Annotated in this window: 23 protein-coding genes, 1 pseudogene and 2 riboswitches; of the genes and pseudogenes, 7 read left to right on the top strand and 17 right to left on the bottom strand. The window is 42.6% G+C overall.

The window, feature by feature from the left end:
- Positions 1–12: 12 nt before the first annotated feature.
- Together MKX38_RS07315 and spo0E are read right to left on the bottom strand one after the other, a co-directional pair.
- The gene (locus MKX38_RS07315; RefSeq protein WP_003232479.1) at positions 13–444 is read right to left on the bottom strand and encodes a hypothetical protein; all 432 of its coding nucleotides are present in this window, start codon (positions 442–444) and stop codon (positions 13–15) included.
- Between the two features lie 85 nt (positions 445–529).
- Positions 530–787, bottom strand: a complete 258-nt coding sequence (gene spo0E, locus MKX38_RS07310) for an aspartyl-phosphate phosphatase Spo0E (RefSeq protein WP_003232480.1) — start codon at positions 785–787, stop codon at positions 530–532.
- 202 nt (positions 788–989) lie between these two features.
- Between spo0E and MKX38_RS07305 the strand changes: the two genes are divergently transcribed.
- Positions 990–1310 (top strand): YkvA family protein, encoded by a 321-nt coding sequence (locus MKX38_RS07305; protein WP_003232481.1) that lies wholly within the window; start codon positions 990–992, stop codon positions 1308–1310.
- 40 nt (positions 1311–1350) lie between these two features.
- Here the strand turns inward: MKX38_RS07305 and mtnD are convergent, their stop codons facing one another.
- From mtnD to mtnE, 5 genes are all read right to left on the bottom strand, one after another.
- Positions 1351–1887 (bottom strand): acireductone dioxygenase, encoded by a 537-nt coding sequence (gene mtnD / locus MKX38_RS07300; RefSeq protein ID WP_003232483.1) that lies wholly within the window; start codon positions 1885–1887, stop codon positions 1351–1353.
- Positions 1888–1901: 14 nt separating this feature from the next.
- Complete coding sequence (locus MKX38_RS07295) at positions 1902–2531, bottom strand: methylthioribulose 1-phosphate dehydratase (RefSeq protein ID WP_003232485.1); 630 nt, start codon at positions 2529–2531, stop codon at positions 1902–1904.
- Complete coding sequence (mtnX, locus tag MKX38_RS07290) at positions 2489–3196, bottom strand: 2-hydroxy-3-keto-5-methylthiopentenyl-1-phosphate phosphatase (RefSeq protein WP_339189096.1); 708 nt, start codon at positions 3194–3196, stop codon at positions 2489–2491. Before mtnX ends, MKX38_RS07295 begins: the two co-directional genes overlap by 43 nt.
- Positions 3193–4410: a 2,3-diketo-5-methylthiopentyl-1-phosphate enolase gene (gene mtnW, locus MKX38_RS07285; protein WP_033884236.1), complete on the bottom strand. Its 1218-nt coding sequence runs from the start codon at positions 4408–4410 to the stop codon at positions 3193–3195. The genes mtnX and mtnW overlap by 4 nt, the downstream gene beginning before the upstream one ends.
- Before the next feature lie 84 nt (positions 4411–4494).
- Positions 4495–4595, bottom strand: a riboswitch (SAM riboswitch).
- Positions 4596–4633: 38 nt separating this feature from the next.
- Entirely contained in the window at positions 4634–5830 is a 1197-nt protein-coding gene (gene mtnE, locus MKX38_RS07280; RefSeq protein WP_014479625.1) for a methionine-glutamine aminotransferase, read from the bottom strand.
- 94 nt (positions 5831–5924) lie between these two features.
- Here mtnE and MKX38_RS07275 point away from each other — a divergent pair, with 94 nt between their 5' ends.
- The 3 genes from MKX38_RS07275 to mtnA all read left to right on the top strand — a co-directional run bounded on the left by MKX38_RS07275 (position 5925) and on the right by mtnA (position 9299).
- Positions 5925–6704, top strand: a complete 780-nt coding sequence (locus MKX38_RS07275; protein ID WP_339189094.1) for a carbon-nitrogen family hydrolase — start codon at positions 5925–5927, stop codon at positions 6702–6704.
- Positions 6705–6787: 83 nt separating this feature from the next.
- A riboswitch (SAM riboswitch) is annotated at positions 6788–6944 on the top strand.
- A 92-nt stretch (positions 6945–7036) separates the two neighbouring features.
- On the top strand, positions 7037–8230 hold the full coding sequence (mtnK, locus tag MKX38_RS07270; RefSeq protein ID WP_339189403.1) for an S-methyl-5-thioribose kinase: 1194 nt from the start codon (positions 7037–7039) through the stop codon (positions 8228–8230).
- Between the two features lie 7 nt (positions 8231–8237).
- Positions 8238–9299, top strand: a complete 1062-nt coding sequence (gene mtnA, locus MKX38_RS07265; RefSeq protein WP_021479417.1) for an S-methyl-5-thioribose-1-phosphate isomerase — start codon at positions 8238–8240, stop codon at positions 9297–9299.
- 33 nt (positions 9300–9332) lie between these two features.
- Here the strand turns inward: mtnA and MKX38_RS07260 are convergent, their stop codons facing one another.
- From MKX38_RS07260 to kinE, 3 genes are all read right to left on the bottom strand, one after another.
- Positions 9333–9458, bottom strand: coding sequence for a hypothetical protein (locus MKX38_RS07260; protein ID WP_003232500.1), 126 nt, complete (start codon positions 9456–9458; stop codon positions 9333–9335).
- A gap of 90 nt (positions 9459–9548) precedes the next feature.
- Complete coding sequence (ogt, locus tag MKX38_RS07255; RefSeq protein ID WP_029726987.1) at positions 9549–10046, bottom strand: methylated-DNA--protein-cysteine methyltransferase; 498 nt, start codon at positions 10044–10046, stop codon at positions 9549–9551.
- Positions 10043–12259 (bottom strand): sporulation two-component system sensor histidine kinase KinE, encoded by a 2217-nt coding sequence (gene kinE / locus MKX38_RS07250; protein ID WP_003232504.1) that lies wholly within the window; start codon positions 12257–12259, stop codon positions 10043–10045. Before kinE ends, ogt begins: the two co-directional genes overlap by 4 nt.
- Before the next feature lie 252 nt (positions 12260–12511).
- On the opposite strand from kinE, the gene MKX38_RS07245 reads away from it, so the two are divergent.
- Positions 12512–13534 carry an acyltransferase family protein gene (locus MKX38_RS07245; protein WP_003245573.1) on the top strand — a complete coding sequence of 341 codons (1023 nt, stop codon included), beginning with the start codon at positions 12512–12514 and terminating at the stop codon, positions 13532–13534.
- Positions 13535–13575: 41 nt separating this feature from the next.
- On the opposite strand, the gene MKX38_RS07240 is transcribed toward MKX38_RS07245, so the two are convergent.
- The 4 genes from MKX38_RS07240 to htpX form a co-directional block, all read right to left on the bottom strand.
- Entirely contained in the window at positions 13576–13758 is a 183-nt protein-coding gene (locus tag MKX38_RS07240) for a hypothetical protein (protein WP_015252223.1), read from the bottom strand.
- 2 nt (positions 13759–13760) lie between these two features.
- The gene (locus MKX38_RS07235; protein WP_003232510.1) at positions 13761–13916 is read right to left on the bottom strand and encodes a hypothetical protein; all 156 of its coding nucleotides are present in this window, start codon (positions 13914–13916) and stop codon (positions 13761–13763) included.
- A gap of 145 nt (positions 13917–14061) precedes the next feature.
- Complete coding sequence (ktrD, locus tag MKX38_RS07230; RefSeq protein ID WP_003244672.1) at positions 14062–15411, bottom strand: Ktr system potassium transporter KtrD; 1350 nt, start codon at positions 15409–15411, stop codon at positions 14062–14064.
- A 173-nt stretch (positions 15412–15584) separates the two neighbouring features.
- Complete coding sequence (gene htpX, locus MKX38_RS07225) at positions 15585–16481, bottom strand: protease HtpX (protein ID WP_003232513.1); 897 nt, start codon at positions 16479–16481, stop codon at positions 15585–15587.
- Positions 16482–16651: 170 nt separating this feature from the next.
- Between htpX and htpK the strand changes: the two genes are divergently transcribed.
- Positions 16652–17353 (top strand): transcriptional regulator HtpK, encoded by a 702-nt coding sequence (htpK, locus tag MKX38_RS07220; RefSeq protein WP_021479421.1) that lies wholly within the window; start codon positions 16652–16654, stop codon positions 17351–17353.
- Between the two features lie 130 nt (positions 17354–17483).
- Positions 17484–17678: an acid-soluble spore protein SspD gene (gene sspD / locus MKX38_RS07215; RefSeq protein ID WP_003218568.1), complete on the top strand. Its 195-nt coding sequence runs from the start codon at positions 17484–17486 to the stop codon at positions 17676–17678.
- Positions 17679–17688: 10 nt separating this feature from the next.
- Here sspD and rsgI read toward each other — a convergent pair whose 3' ends face one another.
- From rsgI to MKX38_RS07200, 3 genes and pseudogenes are all read right to left on the bottom strand, one after another.
- Positions 17689–18834, bottom strand: coding sequence for an anti-sigma-I factor RsgI (gene rsgI / locus MKX38_RS07210; RefSeq protein ID WP_163138335.1), 1146 nt, complete (start codon positions 18832–18834; stop codon positions 17689–17691).
- Positions 18831–19586 (bottom strand): RNA polymerase sigma factor SigI, encoded by a 756-nt coding sequence (sigI, locus tag MKX38_RS07205; protein WP_003245855.1) that lies wholly within the window; start codon positions 19584–19586, stop codon positions 18831–18833. The genes rsgI and sigI overlap by 4 nt, the downstream gene beginning before the upstream one ends.
- Positions 19587–19849: 263 nt before the next feature.
- A pseudogene (locus MKX38_RS07200) lies at positions 19850–20823 on the bottom strand (TerC family protein).
- Positions 20824–20877: the final 54 nt, after the last annotated feature.

Here is a 20877-nt window from a genome sequence, read left to right as displayed (position 1 = left end):
CAGGAGGGTTTTTTATCTTCGTGATCGGGTATTGCCATTCGATTTGCTTGCTGGTCTTCCAGAAAAAAGGATTTTGATGAAACGCAACAGCATTTTCAAAAGCAAAAAAAACATAAAAAATACTAAAAAACCCTTTATACCTTCCGTGGCATCTAAAAACTCCATATTCCCTCTCCCCGTCACCTTTTGCTGAATCTCAATCGCAAATACGATGACAATGATGACTGTAACGGTATAGATAAAGGACAAGGCTGTCATACTCCATTTAGAAAGCCATGTAAACACAGCGTGAGTGACGCCGAAAAAGAATATGCCAAAAATGCCGATCACCCAAAAATGCATTTCTTTGTCAGTTAAATAAATGCCAAATATTCCGCATAAGGAAATAAAAGCATCATGAAATTGATTGACCATTTCGGTAATGAGAATCGCCAGTTCCTTCATTAGTTCCCTCTTTCATATGAATTTTTTCCAGAAAAAAAGAGCGCTTCCGAAAAGCTCTCTCTTTATATATGCATCTGATAGGCCGCTATTTATTTGCATCATATGCTGGCATAACATCTCTGCGGGGCCACAAGCCTAATTTCTTTACAAGGCCTTGAATCCCTTGGGAATGTTCGTTTTCGTGCATAAGCTGGTGATATTCATTTATTAAACAATCCAGCTCCTGACTGTGCCTGATCGTGTCATGCCCTGTAAATCCCTGCTTTCTAGCGGCATCTATCATTAACTTTCTTTTTTCATCAATAGACACCAACAATCTTTCTTGTTCAGAAGAACCGCCCATTCACTTCACCCCTCGCCGCTAAGAAATAGGAAACAAGTTTGATTGGGTTATTGTGCATTATTACAGATTATACTTTATTTGTAAACATATTTTCATTAAATAAGTTAATTTTTCAGGTATAATAGATATATTGATAGGATTAGAAGAACAATACCCAGGTGAAGAATATCTTAAACACGCCGCCAGGCAGGAGGTATGCCCAATGAAGAAAAAGAAAGCAATTATGCTCGGAGCGGCAGGCGGAAAAGCAATTTTGAAGAGGAAAAACCGAAAAAAATGTATTCAGCACATCACTACTTTTTTTCAGATGCTTCGCGATTGGCGAAATGGCGACTACCCTCGTTCACAGGTTAAAACACTTTTGCTGTTAACTGCCGCAATCCTGTATATCGTCATGCCGCTCGATATCATTCCAGACGTAATCCTCGGTCTTGGATTCATTGACGATGCAGCTGTTTTAGGTTTGATTTGGACACTGATTAAAAAAGAACTGTCACAGTATGAAAAGTGGCGTTTGCAATAAATATAAAAAGCCCCGTTCGATGAACGGGGCTTTCTCATGCTTATTGATTCACGCTGTCTTTTTCATAAATAGGAACCCAGCCTTCAGTTGTGACAAAAATTCTCACCGCGACAACTTTGCGGTCCTCCTGAAGCGTGAAGTAATGGCGGATATTTTCAGGCACGGAGATTAAATCTCCAGGGTTTAAACGGACATCAAAAAACGTGCCGTCCTTGCCTTGAATGACAAAAATACCGTGTCCGCTTACAATAAAACGAACCTCATCGTCTGTATGGTGATGCTCTCTTTTAAAGTTTTCAAGCAGTTCATCAAGTTTCGGATTGCTGTCTGACAATGAAATAACATCCTGTGCTTTATAGCCGCGGCGGGTTGAGATATCTTTAATTTCAGTTTCGAAGGTATCAAGAATTTGCTGTTTTTCTTCTTCTGTCAGGTCATATTTCTCTGAGAGATGTTCCGGAAGCTTCGTGATATCCCATTGCTCATAAATAACCTCTTGACTGTCCAGAAAGCTTGCCACTTCCTCTTGATTTTCAATCGTTGTATTTGCCTCATCATGAATTCGAATTGTAGCCATTTCAATTCCTCCTTTTATTTAACCAGCTGATGCTGGAGTGTTTTCAATTTCAAATGGTAGCTGAACAAAAATTCATACGCTTCAAGCACTCTTTTTGCCTCAAATGCTGTTTTCCCCCAAGCCGTAATACCATGATTTCGGATCAGAACAGCTCCTGAATCTTCTGAAATCTCTTCCGCAAACAGTGCCGCAAGCGTCGGGATATGTGCCGGATTTTCTATAATCGGAACGGTCACTTCTGCGTTCTCTTCCCACAAGCCGAGTGCTTTTATAATTTCCTGGCCTTTGAATGTGATTTTCTTTTGGTCTCCGTATAACTCTGAAATCACATTATTGTTTACCGTATGGACATGCAGGCAGCATCCGGCATTGGTTTTATTGTACAAATGTGTATGCAAAAGCGTTTCTGCTGACGGTTTCAGAGAATGCCCGCTTTCAGCAGGCTCTCCGTTTTGATCGACCAGCAGAAAATCTTCAACCGTCTCTTTGCGTTTATCTTTTCCGCTTGCAGTGACGAGAAATGTTAAAGGCTCATCTGTAACCTTAATTGACAAATTGCCGCTAGTCGCTGGAAACCAATCTCTCTCTGCCAATTCCCGTTTTACTTCAGCGAGCTCTCGCCAGCGTTCTTGTTTTGCAGCCATTCCTGTACCTCCTTTACATTCTCAAATTCCTTTCTGATCTCATAAAAATCTTGATACGGAAGATGATTGAGGTTCTGCTCCCGGCATTCGTTTAATAAATAATCCCTTGCAAAGCATAGGTCAGACAGCTTTGCTGCCTCCACATCTGTAACCGAATCACCGATCATGATGATATATTGGTTCGGTTCAGAAAGTTCATGGATGACCGACGGCTTACAGCACCCGCATTGATTGCTGCATGTGCCCTTGCAGGAATGAGGCCAGTCAATATGGATATAGTCATTGTCAAATGAAGCATGGTTGCAATAAATGCGGTCTTTCTCCACAATGCCTTCAAGCAAAGGATATACAAAGAAGTCCATTCCACCGCTTATGACATAAAACGGAATCTCGTGCTCATTGATAAATGCTACAAATTCCCGAAAGCCTTCCCTGATTTTTGCATCTTCCAATACAAAACTTGTAATCTCTTCTTTTAAACGGCTGGGCAGAAGGCCGAACATCCGCCCGACACCTTCCTTGATCGATAGCGTTTTGGAAAGTACGCCGTCTTTTAATGCCACCCACTCTGGGGGAGCAAATGTTTTCATGATATTTATAATGTTGTCGTTCATCGTGATTGTTCCGTCAAAATCACAAATAACAAAAGGTTTTCGAGTCGTCATACGGCTTCAACCTTTCCCCATTTATCTAGCGCAAGCTTAAGATCCTTGCATTGTTCGGCTTTTTCATCAATCGGCTGGGCCTCTAGGACCGCATCAATAATGGCTCTGAACGCTCGCCCCCCGCCTTGGGCACCGTTCGGATGTCCATGTACGCCTCCTCCGGCGTTAATAATGTGGTCTATGCCGAAATCACGCATTAATAGCGGAACCATGCCGGGATGAATGCCTGCTGACGGAACCGCAAATGTTTGGTTAAAAGCATCCTCTCTCACACATTCTTCATGGATCGCCAGTGCGTCTGCTCTTGGAAGCGCAACCGAACCATATGGAGACGGAAAGAGGCTGAAGTCAGCACCGCAATATCGATTTAATTTTCCGAGTAAAAGAGCGTGAGAAAAACCGTAAAACGGAGAAGACGTAAACGCTCCGCTCACTGCTGGATGCGCCATAATCGGAACTGGGATTTCAGGATCTTCTGCTAGGCCTTGCATAACGTCCAAGCCGTAAGCAAAGACATTAAACAAAAGCGCATCCGCTCCCAGCTCGGCGGCGCGTCTCGCTTTGTCTTTCAGATCAGCCGTACGTCCAGTCAAATTCACCGCATACAGCGTTTTATGTCCGGTTTGCTCATACGTTTCTTTCAATATTTGCTTTCCTTCTGCAATTCTTGTTTCAAAAGGCGCTAGACCTGTCTCAAAGAAAATTTCATCGTCTTTAATCAAGTCAACTCCGCCAAGCGCTTGCTGCCGGAGCTGTTCTTTAATATCACTCAGGTCCCTTCCGATTACGCCTTTAAATATGCTCATTAACAGCGGTCTCTCAAACTCTCCCAGCAGCTTTCGGATGCCGTATACGCCAAACTTCGGTCCCGGCAGTGCACGCTTAAATGCTTCAGAGAAGTGAAGATCGATTAATTTGATTTTTCCGTCCAGGGACAGCTTGCCAAACACTGTTGTCAGCAAAGCCGGAATATCCTGAGAGAAATTGATTTCAGGATAGGCAATTGTGATGACCGCTTGTTTTTCTGATGCAGGAGTTCCCTCTCTCTCCTCAACTTTTATCACACGCCCCTTGTGCTTTTGCATTTGCTCCTGTTTTACAAGGGGCAGATCAGTCCAGGAGCCTACTGTCAATCCTGTTGCGATTTGTTCTGCTTTCTTCTCTGTATCGGCTCCCGGTTCGGTCAGGAGATATGTCGCTAATAACTCACTCATGCCAGAGCTCCTTTCATTTTCATCCATATCAAAAAACCTCTTCAAACTGCAATCGCGTCTAAAGAGGTTTCGTTTCTCGTCCGAATCTTATCTCTCAGCCGCTAGCTGCAAGAATTAGCACCGTGCTTTATAAGTCGGTTGCCGGGCTTCATCGGGCTCGTCCCTCTGCCTGCTCTTGATAAGAAAATATAGATTTTATAAATTATTTTGAATTATCCCATCGTTATAAGGTCTTGTCAATGCTTTTTTGGGTAAACAGGTTCAGTTTGCCAATTCGATAAGCGGCTTCCTTAAGTCTTTCTTCACTTGTTAAAAGTCCGACTCTGACGTAGCCCTCGCCATATTCACCGAAGCCGTTTCCAGCCGCAACCGCCACATTCGCTTTTTCCAGCAAAAGATCTGAGAACTGCTCAGAAGTATAGCCTTCAGGCACAGGCAGCCATGCAAAAAAAGAACCTGCGGGAGCTGTTACATCCCAGCCGATTTCCCGGCATGCCGTGATCCAAGCGTTTCGCCTGCTCTCATATCTGGCATTTTGCTCTGCCACACACGTCTGATCGGCTAACAGTGCCTCTGCTGCAGCCTCCTGAGTCGCTCTGAAAAGACTGACAAACATATGGTCTTGATAAAGATTGATCGCTTCAATGACCGAAGCGTTTCCGACGGCAAAGCCAACCCGCCATCCTGCCATATTATACGTTTTTGACAGCGTGTAAATTTCAATTCCGATATCCTTCGCACCTTCAGTCTGCAAAAAGCTTAAAGGCTTGCAGCCGTCAAATCCTACAGCGCCGTAAGCAAAATCGTGAACGACGCAGATTCCGTTTTCAGCCGCAAAACGCACGGTATCTTCAAAGAACTCGGAAGTAGCAACAGCTCCAGTCGGATTATTCGGATAATTCAAATACATCAATTTCGCCTGTTCCCTTACTTCAGCGGTTATGCTGCTGTAATCAGGGAGAAACGCCCTGTCCTTTACGAGCGGCATCATTTCCATCTTTGCTTTTGCAAGTGTGACACCCGACCAGTAATCAGGATAACCCGGATCGGGAACTAAAATCGTATCACCGGGATTCAACAAGCATTGCGGGAGCTCGACTAGACCCGCTTTTCCGCCGAATAATACAGCGACTTCGGTTTCCGGATCCAGATCAATGCCGTATTCTCTTTTGTAAAATGCAGCAGCCGCTGACTTCAGACGGTATGAGCCGCGAAAAGAAGAATATTTATGATTCTCAGGATCAGCAACAGCTCGTTTCATCTCCTCAACAATATGTTCAGGAGTCGGCTGATCTGGATTTCCCTGTCCTAGATTGATAACGTCATGTCCTTCTGCGAGCTTTCGGTTCACTTTCTGCACCAGAGAAGCGAAGAATTGTTTAGGCAATTCCTTCAATACATGAGACTGTTCAAATTTCATCTATTCTCACCTTCTAAAAAAATCTTGAAATGATAGTCCATCATCATATATGGTTAAATGAAAAAAGTAAAGAAAAATTTGGGGTGTTAAAAAGATGAAATGGACGGTATCTTGTCTTCAATTTGATATTTCATACGGCAAAACTTCGGAAAATATAAAAAAAGCTGAATTTTTCATCGAAAAAGAAAGCAAACATGCTGATGTTCTTGTTCTGCCTGAATTATGGACGACCGGATATGATCTGGCCAATCTTGATGAACTCGCTGATGAAGACGGCCGCTCCGCTCAGAGCTGGCTGAAGAAAACGGCAAAAAAACATGGTGTTCATATTGTCGCCGGATCGGTCGCTGTCAGGAAGAATTCTGATGTTTATAATACAATGTACATCGCGGATAAGGAAGGGCAAATCATTAAAGAGTACAGAAAAGCCCATCTTTTTCAGCTGATGGATGAGCATCTGTATTTATCAGCCGGTTCCGAAGACGGATACTTTGAGCTTGACGGCGTCAAAAGCTCAGGATTGATCTGTTACGATATCCGTTTTCCGGAATGGATCAGAAAACATACGACAAAAGGCGCCAACGTGCTGTTTATTTCTGCGGAATGGCCTCTTCCCCGCCTTGATCATTGGAAAAGCCTGCTTATTGCGCGGGCCATTGAAAACCAATGCTTTGTCGCAGCCTGCAATTGTACCGGTTCAAATCCGGATAATGAATTTGCAGGACATAGCCTGATTATTGATCCATGGGGACGTGTACTTGCTGAAGGCGGCCGGGAAGAAGGCATAGTCCGAGCGGAAATCGACCTTCAAGAAAGCGCAGAAGTTCGGGAGAGCATTCCTGTTTTCAATGATATCAGAAAAGATTTATATTAAAAAATATATTGACAACTAACTAAATTACCTGTTACCATGTTCATCAACTGATAAATTAGAATTGTCAAACAAGTGAATATATTCTCTTATCGAGAGTTGGGCGAGGGATTTGGCCTTTTGACCCCAACAGCAACCGACCGTAATTCCATTGTGAAATGGGGCGCATCTTTTTCGCGCCGAGACGCTGGTCTCTTAAGGCACGGTGCTAATTCCATTCAGATCTGATCTGAGAGATAAGAGAGGCGGACATAGATGTTAAGCCTCCTTCTCTCTGAGAAGGAGGCTTTTTTACGGCTACATATTAAGTGATTACATAATTGGAGGTTATGATGATGGGAGTCACAAAAACACCTTTATACGAAACGTTAAATGAAAGCTCCGCTGTGGCGTTGGCGGTGAAGCTTGGCCTTTTTCCAAGCAAAAGCACGCTGACATGCCAGGAGATCGGAGACGGCAACTTAAATTACGTTTTTCATATTTATGATCAAGAACATGACAGAGCATTGATCATTAAACAGGCGGTTCCGTATGCAAAAGTGGTGGGAGAAAGCTGGCCGCTGACAATCGACCGTGCAAGAATCGAAAGCAGCGCTCTCATCCGTCAGGGCGAGCATGTGCCTCACCTGGTTCCAAGAGTGTTTTATTCTGATACGGAAATGGCGGTTACCGTCATGGAGGATCTCTCTCACCTCAAGATCGCAAGAAAAGGACTCATTGAGGGTGAAAACTATCCTCATCTGTCGCAGCACATCGGTGAATTTTTAGGAAAAACACTTTTCTACTCATCAGATTACGCGCTTGAACCTAAGGTGAAAAAACAGCTTGTTAAACAGTTTACAAATCCAGAGCTATGCGACATTACGGAAAGACTTGTTTTTACAGATCCTTTCTTCGACCATGACACAAATGATTTTGAAGAAGAGCTTCGTCCTTTTGTCGAAAAGCTTTGGAATAATGACAGCGTTAAAATCGAAGCCGCTAAGCTGAAAAAGTCATTTTTAACGTCTGCAGAAACGTTGATTCATGGTGATTTGCATACAGGAAGCATTTTCGCAAGTGAGCACGAAACAAAGGTGATTGATCCTGAGTTTGCTTTTTACGGACCGATCGGCTTTGATGTAGGGCAATTTATCGCCAACTTATTTTTGAACGCACTCAGCCGTGACGGGGCTGACAGAGAGCCGTTATATGAACATGTCAAAAAGGTCTGGGAAACGTTTGAAGAGACGTTTAGTGAATCCTGGCAGAAGGACAGTCTGAATGTTTACGCCAACATCGACGGTTACCTCACTGATACGCTCAGCCATATTTTTGAAGAAGCAATCGGATTTGCGGGCTGTGAGCTGATACGACGCACGATCGGCCTTGCCCATGTAGCTGACCTGGATACGATCGTGCCGTTTGATAAACGAATCGGCAGAAAACGCTTGGCGCTCGAAACCGGCACAGCCTTTATCGAAAAACGTTCGGAATTCAAAACGATAACAGATGTTATTGAATTATTTAAGTTACTTGTAAAGGAATGATCTATTCATGACCCATTCATTTGCTGTTCCACGTTCTGTTGAATGGAAAGAAACAGCTATTACCATTTTAAATCAGCAAAAGCTTCCTGATGAGACGGAATATTTGGAGCTGACGACGAAAGAGGATGTATTTGATGCGATTGTCACGCTCAAAGTAAGGGGCGCTCCGGCGATCGGCATTACGGCTGCCTTCGGACTGGCGCTTGCTGCCAAAAACATTGAAACAGATAATGTCACGGAATTCCGCCGCAGACTGGAAGACATCAAACAATATTTAAACAGCTCACGGCCTACCGCCATTAATTTGTCATGGGCGCTTGAGAGACTGAGTCATTCGGTCGAAAACGCGATTTCCGTAAATGAAGCAAAAACAAACCTTGTCCATGAAGCCATTCAGATTCAGGTCGAGGATGAGGAAACGTGCCGGTTGATCGGCCAAAACGCCCTGCAGCTTTTCAAAAAAGGCGACAGGATCATGACAATCTGCAATGCCGGCTCAATCGCGACAAGCCGCTATGGAACGGCGCTAGCTCCGTTTTACTTGGCCAAACAAAAAGATTTGGGATTACACATTTATGCCTGTGAAACAAGGCCTGTCCTGCAAGGTTCACGCCTTACTGCTTGGGAGCTGATGCAGGGGGGCATTGATGTTACTCTGATCACAGACAGCATGGCCGCCCATACGATGAAGGAAAAACAAATTTCCGCTGTTATCGTCGGAGCCGACCGAATTGCAAAGAACGGTGATACGGCAAATAAAATCGGCACATACGGTCTTGCTATTTTAGCAAACGCCTTTGATATTCCGTTTTTTGTCGCTGCACCTTTATCTACCTTTGATACAAAGGTCAAATGCGGCGCTGATATCCCGATAGAGGAACGAGATCCCGAGGAAGTCAGGCAGATTTCCGGAGTTCGGACCGCTCCATCCAATGTGCCTGTCTTTAATCCCGCTTTCGACATTACACCTCATGATCTCATTTCAGGAATCATCACAGAAAAAGGGATTATGACCGGAAACTATGAAGAAGAGATTGAACAGCTGTTTAGAGGAGAAAAGGTGCATTAAAAAACCGCTGGACTTTGCTCATTTGGAGCCGAGTCAGCGGTTTTTTTGTTTCTTTTTGTTAACATTGATGATTTCATCTTTTTGAGCGCTTGATAAGATATGCAGTTTCACAAACAGTTCGGCAAAAACAGCAAGTTTCTCAGAGCGGCTCGGCTTCAATTGCTTTGTCCTCCTTTTTCACCAGACCAACTTTTTTAACTTAATAAAATGATATGTCGGCCGTGAAAAAAAGGGAACGTGCCATATGTTTTATTTTTCTTTATAGGAGATTCGCTCGATGTTTAGCAAAAATGCTTTGATCTCCGTTTTGCTTCCGGCGTATCCTGTTAACGCACTGTTTTTGCCGATCACTCTGTGGCACGGGACAAAAATCGGCAGGTCGTTCCGTTTATTAGCCTGTCCGACAGCGCGCACCGCTTTCGGACTGCCGACCGCAGCGGCAATATCTGCATAGCTTCGGGATTCACCATATGGAATCCTCTCCAGCGCCTTCCACACTTTTTGCTGAAAAGGAGTGCCCTTTTGGCTGAGCGGCAGGGAGAATGTCTTCCTTTCGCCTGCGAAATATTCTTGAAGCTGTTGTTTCGCTTCTGCAAGATTAGATGTTTCCTTGTGCTCAGTATTCTGAACCGTTTCTTTCCAATCCACCCAATCTTCCTGACTGAGAAATAGACGAGTGATCCGGTCATCCTCTTCGGCAATGATAAGTTCACCGAGCGGCGTTTCGGCTGTCGTATAGTAGTTCATTCATCATTCCTTCTTTCTTCAGCATTCTGTCTGACAGGAAGCGTAATATGGAAAACGGTGCCCTTCCCTTCTTCACTTTCTACCATAATTTCGCCTTGATGTTCTTCAATAATTTTATAGCTTACCATAAGCCCAAGTCCAGTTCCCCGTTCCTTTGTCGTATAAAACGGTTCACCAAGTCGCTTTAATTTATCTTCTGTCATTCCGATTCCCTCGTCTTTTAAGGAGATTAGAACATGATCTTGATCCAATGCCTTTATCGTTACAAAAATATTTCCGCCGTCAGGCATCACTTCGATGGCGTTTTTTAATATATTGATAAAAACCTGTTTCAGCTGATTCGGTTCACAGTAAATCGGGGGAATGTCGTCAATTAAATCAAGTTGCATTTGTACATTGCTGAGATTGGCTTGCGCATTTAGAAGGTCTATCGTGTCCCTCATAATTTGGGTAACATGTTTTTCCTCATACATAATGGCTTGGGGCTTAGCTAAAATCAAGAATTCGGTGATGATGGATTCGATGCGCTTTAGTTCTGAGGTGATCACGTTGAAGTAAAGGGCGTAGTCTCCCTCGACACTCCCTTTCAGAAGCTGAATGAAGCCTTTAAGAGCAGTCATCGGATTTCTGATTTCATGAGCAATGCCGGCTGCGAGTTCGCCGACAACATGAAGGGTATCTGATTTGCGCAGGCGTTCCTCCAATTCTTTTCGCTCTGTTACGTCTTTAAAGATAGCCAAGTTCATATTTTGAATAATATTCCGTTTAAATGAGAATTCGAGTTTTCTGTTATCACCGCTGCTCAGCAAAAATGGAATTTCGTTGTCCATTTCATCAAAATTAATCTGCCTTGCCGGTGATGCCAGATTTTCTATTTCATAAGCAGAAATAATATCTAACAAGCTGTGCTGTTTTATCTCTTCATGTGACAGTCCCAAAATATGGCTTGCTAACGGGTTGGCGTCAATGATCCTGTATTGATTGTCGAACAATACATTGCCGTCCATTGAGCCGTTGAACACTTTTCTGAATTTCAGCTCGCTTTCCCGAAGCTCCTTTTCCATCCGCTTTCTATCGCTTACATTTCTTAAGATCGTCAAATGCTGATTTTCAAGGATTGTCCGTTTTGAAGTAAATTCAAGCTCTTTGAATTGGCCGTTCCCCATTTGAAACAGCAGCTCTTCTCTGATCTCTCCGTATTTTGCGTATTTCCTCTTCGTTATGCTGTATTTCTGCTGCGAGTCAACGAGAAAATCACACAGCTTTCTTTTCAACAGCAAATTCATCGGCAGCTCAAAAATTTTACAGGCTGATTGATTCGCTTTTACGATTCTTCCGTCATTCGACCAGATGATGATGGCGTCCATTGCATTTTCAAAGATTTCTCTGAAGCGCTCCTCACTTTTAAAGAGCTGTAGCTCCATAGACCGCTTCTCTGTGATATCCCTCATAATGGACATATAAAAACCGCTGATGATGTTTGATGTAATCGTGAATTCAAATAGTTTTTGAACTCCTGAACGAAGCTTGACAGGCAGCTCCCCCTTCGCTTTTCCCTTGCGGTTGAGCGCCTTCCAGATATTGTCGAAATCTTTTCGTGAGCCGCTGTCTATGAACTCATACAACGATAAATGAGACAGCTCATTATGATTGATTTCAAAGCTTTTACAAAAGGACAAATTGGCATCAATAAAACCGCCATCTTTATCAAACAGGACGATTCCGTCAACTGCTCTGTCAAACAAGTCCTTAAAAAGCTGTTCATTCATAGAGAATTCCCGCTCCAGAATCTTCTTAGAAGATATGTCCCTCATGACAACAAAAAAGAAATCCTCGCCAATACCTCTTTTGGCCAGAAACTCTATGTATTTTGTTGCCCCGCAATCAAGCCTGATCGGAACCTCCTTCCACAGAAAGCCTTTTTTAAAAAACTTCTTTACGGAAAGATTCAGTTCATCCTTTGGGATTGAAAACAAAAAATCCAAAACAGAACGCTTTTTCAAATCTTCCGAGTCAACTTGAAGCATCCTTTCTGTTGCTTCATTTGCCTGAACAATCCGCATTTCGTTATCACAAATAAAAATAGCATCGAGCGTATTGTTGACAATCACTTGATGCTGATTCAATTCCTTTTTCAGTCGCGCGTTTTCTTCTTTGAGGCGATTCAGTTCCTCTCGCAGCTCCGAGTTTGTCTGGACACCAAGAGTTTCCATGCATGTACACTCCTTCTTCAAAACCTATCCCTCAATATTTCTACAAAATGCGGGAACTTCCTTCATTTGCCCTATAAATTTCAGAAAATTTCAGCGCCATTACATTACGAAGACATTTTCTACGATCCTTACCATCACTTTACATCGACCTAACAATCAGCATTTTTTTAGATTCCTTTTTCATCTTTTATTTTAAAATATGTACCAGCAGGGAATAATCTCTTAGTGACTGATGAAAGAGAAGGTGATGCTATGAGTAAATCGCGGGACAGTTATTTCGATAACGCAAAATTTTTATTGATATTCCTTGTTGTATTCGGTCATATCCTTCGTTCCTTTATTAATGATAATCATTTTATGCTCTACCTCTACAAGTTCATTTACACATTCCATATGCCTGCATTTATTCTTGTATCCGGTTATTTCGCGAAAGGCTTTAAACGGGCGGGATATGTAAAAAAGCTGGCGGTCAAGCTGATTATTCCGTATTTGATTTTCCAAATCATTTATTCCGTCTTTTATTACATTATGCAAGATGAAAGCATGGCAAATGTGAACCCGATTGATCCGCAATGGTCGTTATGGTTTCTTGTAAGCTTATTCTTTTGGAACCTGCTCCTATATCCTTTTTCAAAGCTTTCAAAGCAGTGGGCGCTGTTTGTCAGCTGCGGAATCGCCGTGCTGATCGGTTATCTGGACTTTGTCAGCAGCACGCTGAGCTTGTCACGGACATTCGTATTCTTACCGATGTTCCTTGTCGGTTTTTATTTAAATAAACATCATTTTGATTTATTGAGATCAAAACGCGGCAAACAAATTGCGCTCGGAGTGCTTGCCGCAGTATTCGTCATCTGCTGGGGCATCGATTTTGACTATTCTTTTCTGTTCGGTTCAAAACCGTATTCTTCATTTGGAGACGTTACCCTGGTAAGCGGACTATCCCGAATCGGCTGGTATGTACTCGCCTTTGGGGCAACCTTCAGCTTTTTAGCGCTTGTTCCGCAAAAACGGTATTTCTTTACCAAATGGGGAACCCGGACATTTTACGTGTATCTGCTTCACGGGTTTATTATTAAGACATTACGACAGGTCGGGCTTGAGGATTGGCTTACTGACTATCAAAGCTTAGTGATCCTCTTGCTTTTAACAGCAGCCCTGACATCAGTCCTCTCCAGCAACTTTGTTAAGACAGTCGCTCAGCCCTTCATTGAGCTGAGGATGACCAGCTTATTGCAATTTGTCAGAGGAACGGGCAAAAATGCTTATTTAAAATAGAAAAAGCACCTCTTAAGCGGACGCCGCCTAAGAGGTCTTTTTTATTGTTGTTTTTTATTTTTGTTTTTTTCTTTTTTCTTTTCAGGCTTGGTGACTTCCAGCGTTTCGATGATCTTCCCGGCATTGTAATCCCCAAGTTCACTTGAGAACTCTTCCTCCAGCACCTTTTTATTCATAGGCTTTTTATGATTTTGCATGTCTCTGCTATGACGGTTTTTCTTCACAATTACATGCCTCCCTGCTGGCCCTGTTTGGAATTGCGGTTTGCCCCTCTAAAATTGGGGTCGTCATGATATTGTGTCTTATATGAATTGGGGTCCATGCTCTCGGTAGGTGTATTGTTATTTTTAATGGCTTCATTCACTTCAGCTTTACGCTTCATACGAATCCTCCTCGCCAGTTTTCAGACATTTTAAGATGCAGGAGCGTAAATTGCACCTGTCGTAGTTAGGTTCTCCAACTGAACAGGAGGCACACATCTTTTTTTTTGGCAATCAAAAAACACCGCAAAATATGCGGTGTTTTGCCTATCCGATAATCACTCTTTCTTTCGGATAGTGATAATTCGCTTCAATTTCCTTTCTTCCGATCAGATACAGGAAGGTCAGGATGCCGATTCGCCCGATAAACATGACAATCATAATGACGCATTTTCCAACACTGCTCAAATCTGCCGTAATTCCAAGCGACAGGCCGGTTGTACCGAATGCCGAGCACACTTCAAACAAAAGCTCCAGCAGAGAATGTTTTTCTGTAATGGTCAGAATGAGTGTCGCGCCAAAAACGAGCAGGATCGCCATCATCGTGACAACAAGCGACTTCATCAAGTCAGCAGGGTGAAGCTCCCGTTTGAATACCTTTACGGCCTTATTGCCGCGGGCAAAATGAAACAGCGCAAGAAGGTTCAAAGCAAAAGTCGTTGTCCGTATGCCTCCCCCGACTGAGCTTGGCGACGCTCCGATAAACATCAGCGCACAAATAAAAAAGAGTGTGGAATCTGATAATTGGCTGATATCGATTGTTGCAAGTCCCCCGCTTCGGGTTGCCGTTGATTGAAACAGGGACAAAAACAAAATATCATGCCATGATTTTCCTGCGAACGCATGGTTTGCTTCCAGGGCAAAGATGCCAATGGCTCCAAACAAGACAAGTGAGCCGAACGTAATCGTCGTGATCTTTGTAAAAAGCGTAAATGGATAACGCCGATGCTTTGAAAACAGGAAATCCTTTACTTCAACAAGCACGGGAAATCCAATCGCTCCAAATATAATTAAAAGCATTGTAATAAACTGCACAAAGTAATCGTGGCGAAATGGAATCATCGAATTACCGGTAATATCAAATCCGCCGTTTGTCGTTGCACTGATACTGGCAAAAAATCCGTGTAAATAGGCTTCCTGATAGGAGTCATAGTAGGTTAAGAAATATGTGCCGAGTATCAGCCCGCCAAAAAATTCAATCCACAAGATCAGAAACAGTACCTGCTTCATCAGATTGACAATTCCTGAAAACTGGGATTGGTTTTGATCAACCATAATCAGCTTCCGTTCTTTCAGCCCGATTCGTTTTCCCATGATCAGCCAAATGAACGTTCCGAGCGTCATAATTCCGATTCCGCCAAATTGCAGAACAAATGCTAATATAAAAATCCCTATTGTGCTGAATGTATCAGCTGTATCAACAACTGTCAGTCCCGTTACACTGACTGAACTGACAGCTGTAAAAAGCGCATCAATAAACGTCCAATCCGCCCCCGGTTTATGGGCCGCTGGCAAACTCAGCAATATAACGGCCACAGTAACTGCAAGAAAATAATATAATGCGATCAGCTGGGCCGGTGACAAGGCCTGTATCAATTTTCCAAACTTTAATCTCATGTAAAATCCTTCTGCCTCTCTTTTTAAGTACGGTAATTATTCTAAAGATATTAGGTCCATTTTTAAAGGCTTTTACGAAACATTTTCTTAACTTGCTTATTTTTTTATGATTTTAGTCAATGGATAAAATAAAAAACCTCTGAGAATTCTCTCAGAGGAACAATGTGTTTGTATTATTTAGCTTCCAGCCGTCTGATTCGCTCATCTAAATCAGGGTGAGTAGAGAAAAGTGAAGAGCGCTTCTTGCCATTAATCTTTAACGTTTGGACAGCTGTCTGATCGTCTTCCATAATCCGGGAAGAATAGCTTTTAAGCGTCCGTAGCGCATGAATCATCTTGTCCTTGCCGGCAAGATCCGCTCCTCCTCTGTCAGCATGGAATTCACGATGGCGTGAATACGCAAACACAACCAGGCTGCCAAGTATCGAAAAGACAATCTGAAAAATAATCATTGCAATAAAATGAACGATCGGCGCTAGATCTTCTTTGACAAAACGGCTTGCTATCCAAGCGGCGATACGCGATAAAAAGACGACAAAGGTATTAACGATACCTTGCAAAAGCGTCATTGTTACCATATCACCATTTGTGATATGCGCGACCTCGTGGGCAAGCACACCTTCAACCGCTGCGTCATCCATCTGCTCCAGCAGCCCTGACGATACTGCGACAAGTGAACGGCGTTTTGACGGTCCAGTCGCAAACGCGTTTACTTCAGGTGAACGGTAAATCCCGACTTCCGGCATTTTCGTTAAACCGGCAGAGCGGCTTAATCTGTGAACACGATCAACCAATTGCTGTTCCTCATAGCTGAGCGAGTGTTTTTTCGGATTCAGCACTCTGACGCCCATCATCGTCTTTGCCATCCATCTGGACATCGCAAGAGACGTAAAGGAACCGACAAACCCAACGACTAAACTGAACACAAGAAGCGCCATTGGATCGATACCGCCATCAGCTGTAAAGTACGTCCCGACTCCTGTAACAGAGCTTAAAACAGACAAAACGATCCCGATTGTTGTAAGCACCAAAATATTCGTTAGAATAAACAGAAAAATTCTTTTCGCCATAACAACCTCCGTTATTTTAAGTTCAAAAGAACCCGTATATTTAAATTATAAAACATCCATTTGAAAATGCAAGGAATTCGACGTATGATGTTAATGTAATTTGCTGACGCTTGAACTTTGAATTTATACATAGACCTATATCCGCGTCAAATTGTTTAAAGAGGTGAACAATGAACATTTTTAAACTCTCTCGAACCGATATGGTGCGGCTGCTCTATTCCCTAAAAGGACAAGGAGAACATAGCCCGCTCGACATTCTCGTCCAATCAGCGAACATGTCAGCAGAAAAAGCAGCCAATCATCTAGAAATTCCTGAATTTCTTACAAGATACGAACGAAAAAAACAGAAAAAAGAATACGGTCTTTCTACAAATGAAATCGTAGAGCTTGGCAACTTATGCGAGCTAACTTCGTTAAAGTCAACCGCGATTCAAAACTGGGTAAAGCGTGATATCAAAGATCTGATCGGACACCCTGAGCTGGGCAAAAAATACTCAGTTGAACAGGCAGTTATTCTTTTAATTGTACGTGATTTAAAATCCATTTATGACTTTGAACACATACGGGCTATTTTAAAAGTGGCCTTTAACACAATCTCAGACAGATCTGATGATGTCATCAGCCCGATTGCTTATTATGAAAGCTGCGCATATGTGCTTGATGCCATCCATCACCAAGATACTCCTTCTATGAAAGAATCCAATCTACAGGAGATCGCCGAACAGGAGACAGAGCGTCTCCGTCACCGTTTTGAAGAACTGAATGACGGCCAATGGCTTAAAATCAGACAAATTATCGCCATTACAGTTCTCTCCATTTTGACGTTCCATATTCAGGCAACCGCACATAAAATGACAGCAGACATTCTATAGTCTGCGTCACCCCGGCTCAGAGGCCGGGGTTTTATTTTTCTCCACAACAATTGCCAGCATAAATAAACCCCGTATATTTCAAACTAAATACGCGTTAAGAATTTCTTTATCGAAAAAGGAGATGAAAAAGATGGCGAGCAGAAATAAACTCGTTGTTCCAGGGGTGGAGCAGGCACTAGACCAATTTAAACTCGAAGTGGCTCAAGAATTCGGTGTGAACCTTGGTTCTGATACAGTCGCACGCGCTAACGGCTCTGTAGGCGGAGAAATGACAAAGCGGCTGGTACAGCAGGCACAATCACAATTAAATGGCACAACTAAATAAATTCAGGTCTTTATTCGCCGGGGGCACTCGGCGAATCTTCATTTTGAGCTGAATGATTATCACTGCTGTAGCCGTTTGGATTACGTCGGTCTGAAGCGTTATCCCTTCTGGACGAAGAACGGTTCTTGCCTTGTTCACCATTGTTCCAGTCCCTGTGATATTGGCTTTGACCCTTGTCAGCGCCGTTATTTTCATTTCCTTTATCTTGAGGATCTTGTATTGGGGTTTGCTCATGGTCCCCATCTTTTTCGGTATTTGTATTTTCATCTGATTCCTTTATTTTTTTATCTTTGTCACTATCATCAATCTGGTCATCCGCTTTATCTTCTTTCTGGTCTCCGGAATCCGCATCATTCAGCTGTTCATTATCTCCTTGCTTGCTGTCCTGGGTGTCAGTTTGATCGGTGTTTTCATCCTCATTTTCATCACTCTTTTGATCCTCTTCCCCGGATGGTTTGCTGGAGTCATCTTTTAAATCTTTATTGTCATTCTTTTCATTTGATTTGATGTAGCTGCCTGTTGAGACGCCTTCTTTCTTCGCTTTTTCCCTCGTTTGCATATCTGACTCGAGAGATTCCATGCGGTATGTCGTTTTATATTTTTCAGTCACATCATTCAGCTGTTTTTTCACAGCCTTTTTATATGTATTGTCTTCTGTGTTTTCATAAACAGTGGAAATCAATATTTCTTTCGATTTCTTTACATACCCGTGTTCACTGCAGTCGGTTATAATATCGTCAATCACCTTTTTAAAATCAGTCTTCTCCCAATCATCTATATCATTCACGACTTTCTGTCCCTCATCGTTTAGAGGCGTCAGTTCAATCACTTCATAATCGCTGTTTAACGCCATTTCGACGCTTGGATTGATATCGATTGTCATATACGCATAGGCCTTATTATTAGAAAAAACGGGGAGAACTATAAAAATAAAGAGCATAATAGCAGTCATCGTAAAAATCCCCATTTTGAAAGGGCGCAGTTTAAAAAAATCAAAAAAGCTGGCCCTTCTGCCCATGCGTGTTTCACTCGGAAGCATGATTTCTTCACCGATTTCATAGCTGTGTCGATCATTTTTGGCTTTTAAAAATTGTCCGTCAGGGGTCAGCAACGTGACGAATTTTTTATTTTTCTCTACTATAATCCCTCTTCTCATGAGTGCAGCACCCCTTTAAGATAATCTTTTAAATAAATATAATCACCCGTAATGATAATACACATCGCAATAATATATTTTCTGTTTCTCTCAATCGTTTTTCGGCTTACAGAGACAAGCTGTTCAAGCTGTTTGACCGGAAGCTGCTTCTTTGTATACAGGATAGCGGCCAATTCTTCATGTTCCACAAGCGTCATTGCCACCTTTATGGCGTTTTGCCTTGCATCCGTGTGCTTTGGAGAATTTTCAAGCAGTTCTTTAAACGATAAACCATAATCCTTGAGCTGCTTTTGAAAATAGAGGATTTCCTCCCGCCTCTGCTCCTGTTCAATCTGACGGCGGTATTCATCAATGGAAAGCTCGGCTTCAATCAGGCTTTGTGATGACTCCTGATCGTCTCCTTCCTGTAAATCGATATTTATATTTTGTGCGCTTCTGGCTTCTTTTCTAATGTAATCAATGACTTTTCTTTTTATAATAAGCTCAGCAAATGCGAGCAGAGAATTTCCTTTTTCAGGTGAATATTTTTCTATAGCTTCATTAAACGCGATCAGTCCAATACTGAACTCATCGTCTTTTTCATCTATATATCGTTTACAAACGGATGAAACCGTCTTTGCGATAAATGGCTTATATTGCTGTATTAATTCATTTTGCAGATCTTTATTGCCTTTTTGTATACTCTCAACAGCTTTTTCAAGTGTTTGCTTCTTTTTTCCCAATTTAAACAAAAGGCTAAGCACTGGTTTCACCTCAGTTCCTCCCTATAACTACTCATTAATGATAGCTAATTTGATAGGGATTCGCAAAGGAGAAAAAGAAATATTGATTTCCAATGTCTCAATTATGACAAACCATTCTGACGTCCTATACATGATTTCGTGCCTTTCTAAAGAATTAAGGGGGTTTTATGCGTGTTTTTTGTAACAAAGATGTTATAAAAATGTTATTTTATTTCGCTTATGAAAACGCTTCAAACACAAAAAGACTCTGCTTTTAAGCAGAGTCTTTCAGATTACGCCCGTTCACGGGTGCTGTTTTTTTGTTCGTTTTGTGCGCCCTCCGGCTGTTTTTTCCCACCTGACATAAACCAGCCGCAAACCGCGATTGCTGCTAAGACACCCCAGAATATCAGCTTCCATGTTCCAGAATGAATAAAGTGCTCAGAAACAACCGCTATGTCGCGATGGGCAAGCGTATATAAAGCAAGCTTCACTCCGACCCAGCCGACAATCACAAAGGCTGCTGTTTCTAGGCTTGGACGTTCCTTTAATAACTTCACAAACATGGAAGCCGCAAACCGCATGATCACCAGTCCGATGATACCGCCGGCCAAAATGACGAGAAATTGTCCTCCGTCAAGTCCGCCGATCTTCGGGAGTGATGTCCCAGGAAGTGTAACCGCCAGCGCTACTGCTGCTAAGATGGAATCAACAGCAAACGCGATATCTGCCAGCTCAACTTTTAAAACAGTCGGCCAAAAACCGCTTTGCTTCGTCTCTTTATGTGTATCTTCTTTCTTAAATACATATCTTTTCAATAAGTGGCTTGCTGAGATATACAGCAAATAAATCGCGCCAATCGCTTGAACCTGCCATACGTTGACCAAAAATGAAATGGCGAATAAAGAGCCAAATCGCAGAACAAAAGCCCCTGCCAATCCATAAAATAACGCTTTTTTTCTTTTTTCCTCCGGCAAATGTTTTACCATTACCGCCATAACCAGCGCGTTATCGGCGGCTAAAATCCCTTCCAGCCCGATCAAGACGAGAAGAACCCAACCATACTCTAATAATAATGCTGCATCCATAAATGATACCCTCCCAAAAAAGTTGTTTTCTTTCTCTTCATCCGATCTTATGCCGGCCGGACATGCAAAAAAGACCTTTGCCGACATAAGGCAAAGGTCTTGCTAGACATGAATTCAGGCATGCCAACAAAGCCGATGGATACAATCCATGAAATGACGACTTTGTTTCCGGAGTACATTCCGGACGCTACTCCCCTTTGGGATTTCAAGAAATATGATTTTATACGTCAATG

Origin of the sequence: Bacillus sp. FSL M8-0025 (genome assembly GCF_037975475.1) — a bacterium.
Taxonomy (GTDB): Bacteria; Bacillota; Bacilli; order Bacillales; family Bacillaceae; genus Bacillus; species Bacillus subtilis.
The sequence above is the reverse complement of the archived record's forward strand: the minus strand, read 5'-3'. Positions and strand labels throughout refer to the sequence as shown.

What these genes read in the sequence shown, in the direction of transcription:
- ktrD (WP_003244672.1), bottom strand. Translation starts at nt 15,411, where the DNA reads ATGAGATTAAAGTTTGGAAAATTGATACAGGCCTTGTCACCGGCCCAG.
- MKX38_RS07315 (WP_003232479.1), bottom strand. Translation starts at nt 444, where the DNA reads ATGAAGGAACTGGCGATTCTCATTACCGAAATGGTCAATCAATTTCAT.
- kinE (WP_003232504.1), bottom strand. Translation starts at nt 12,259, where the DNA reads ATGGAAACTCTTGGTGTCCAGACAAACTCGGAGCTGCGAGAGGAACTG.
- sspD (WP_003218568.1), top strand. Translation starts at nt 17,484, where the DNA reads ATGGCGAGCAGAAATAAACTCGTTGTTCCAGGGGTGGAGCAGGCACTA.
- MKX38_RS07295 (WP_003232485.1), bottom strand. Translation starts at nt 2,531, where the DNA reads ATGGCTGCAAAACAAGAACGCTGGCGAGAGCTCGCTGAAGTAAAACGG.
- ogt (WP_029726987.1), bottom strand. Translation starts at nt 10,046, where the DNA reads ATGAACTACTATACGACAGCCGAAACGCCGCTCGGTGAACTTATCATT.
- htpK (WP_021479421.1), top strand. Translation starts at nt 16,652, where the DNA reads ATGAACATTTTTAAACTCTCTCGAACCGATATGGTGCGGCTGCTCTAT.
- mtnK (WP_339189403.1), top strand. Translation starts at nt 7,037, where the DNA reads ATGGGAGTCACAAAAACACCTTTATACGAAACGTTAAATGAAAGCTCC.
- rsgI (WP_163138335.1), bottom strand. Translation starts at nt 18,834, where the DNA reads ATGAGAAGAGGGATTATAGTAGAGAAAAATAAAAAATTCGTCACGTTG.
- MKX38_RS07235 (WP_003232510.1), bottom strand. Translation starts at nt 13,916, where the DNA reads ATGAAGCGTAAAGCTGAAGTGAATGAAGCCATTAAAAATAACAATACA.
- mtnE (WP_014479625.1), bottom strand. Translation starts at nt 5,830, where the DNA reads ATGAAATTTGAACAGTCTCATGTATTGAAGGAATTGCCTAAACAATTC.
- mtnX (WP_339189096.1), bottom strand. Translation starts at nt 3,196, where the DNA reads ATGACGACTCGAAAACCTTTTGTTATTTGTGATTTTGACGGAACAATC.
- mtnD (WP_003232483.1), bottom strand. Translation starts at nt 1,887, where the DNA reads ATGGCTACAATTCGAATTCATGATGAGGCAAATACAACGATTGAAAAT.
- MKX38_RS07275 (WP_339189094.1), top strand. Translation starts at nt 5,925, where the DNA reads ATGAAATGGACGGTATCTTGTCTTCAATTTGATATTTCATACGGCAAA.
- mtnA (WP_021479417.1), top strand. Translation starts at nt 8,238, where the DNA reads ATGACCCATTCATTTGCTGTTCCACGTTCTGTTGAATGGAAAGAAACA.
- mtnW (WP_033884236.1), bottom strand. Translation starts at nt 4,410, where the DNA reads ATGAGTGAGTTATTAGCGACATATCTCCTGACCGAACCGGGAGCCGAT.
- htpX (WP_003232513.1), bottom strand. Translation starts at nt 16,481, where the DNA reads ATGGCGAAAAGAATTTTTCTGTTTATTCTAACGAATATTTTGGTGCTT.
- MKX38_RS07245 (WP_003245573.1), top strand. Translation starts at nt 12,512, where the DNA reads ATGAGTAAATCGCGGGACAGTTATTTCGATAACGCAAAATTTTTATTG.
- spo0E (WP_003232480.1), bottom strand. Translation starts at nt 787, where the DNA reads ATGGGCGGTTCTTCTGAACAAGAAAGATTGTTGGTGTCTATTGATGAA.
- MKX38_RS07305 (WP_003232481.1), top strand. Translation starts at nt 990, where the DNA reads ATGAAGAAAAAGAAAGCAATTATGCTCGGAGCGGCAGGCGGAAAAGCA.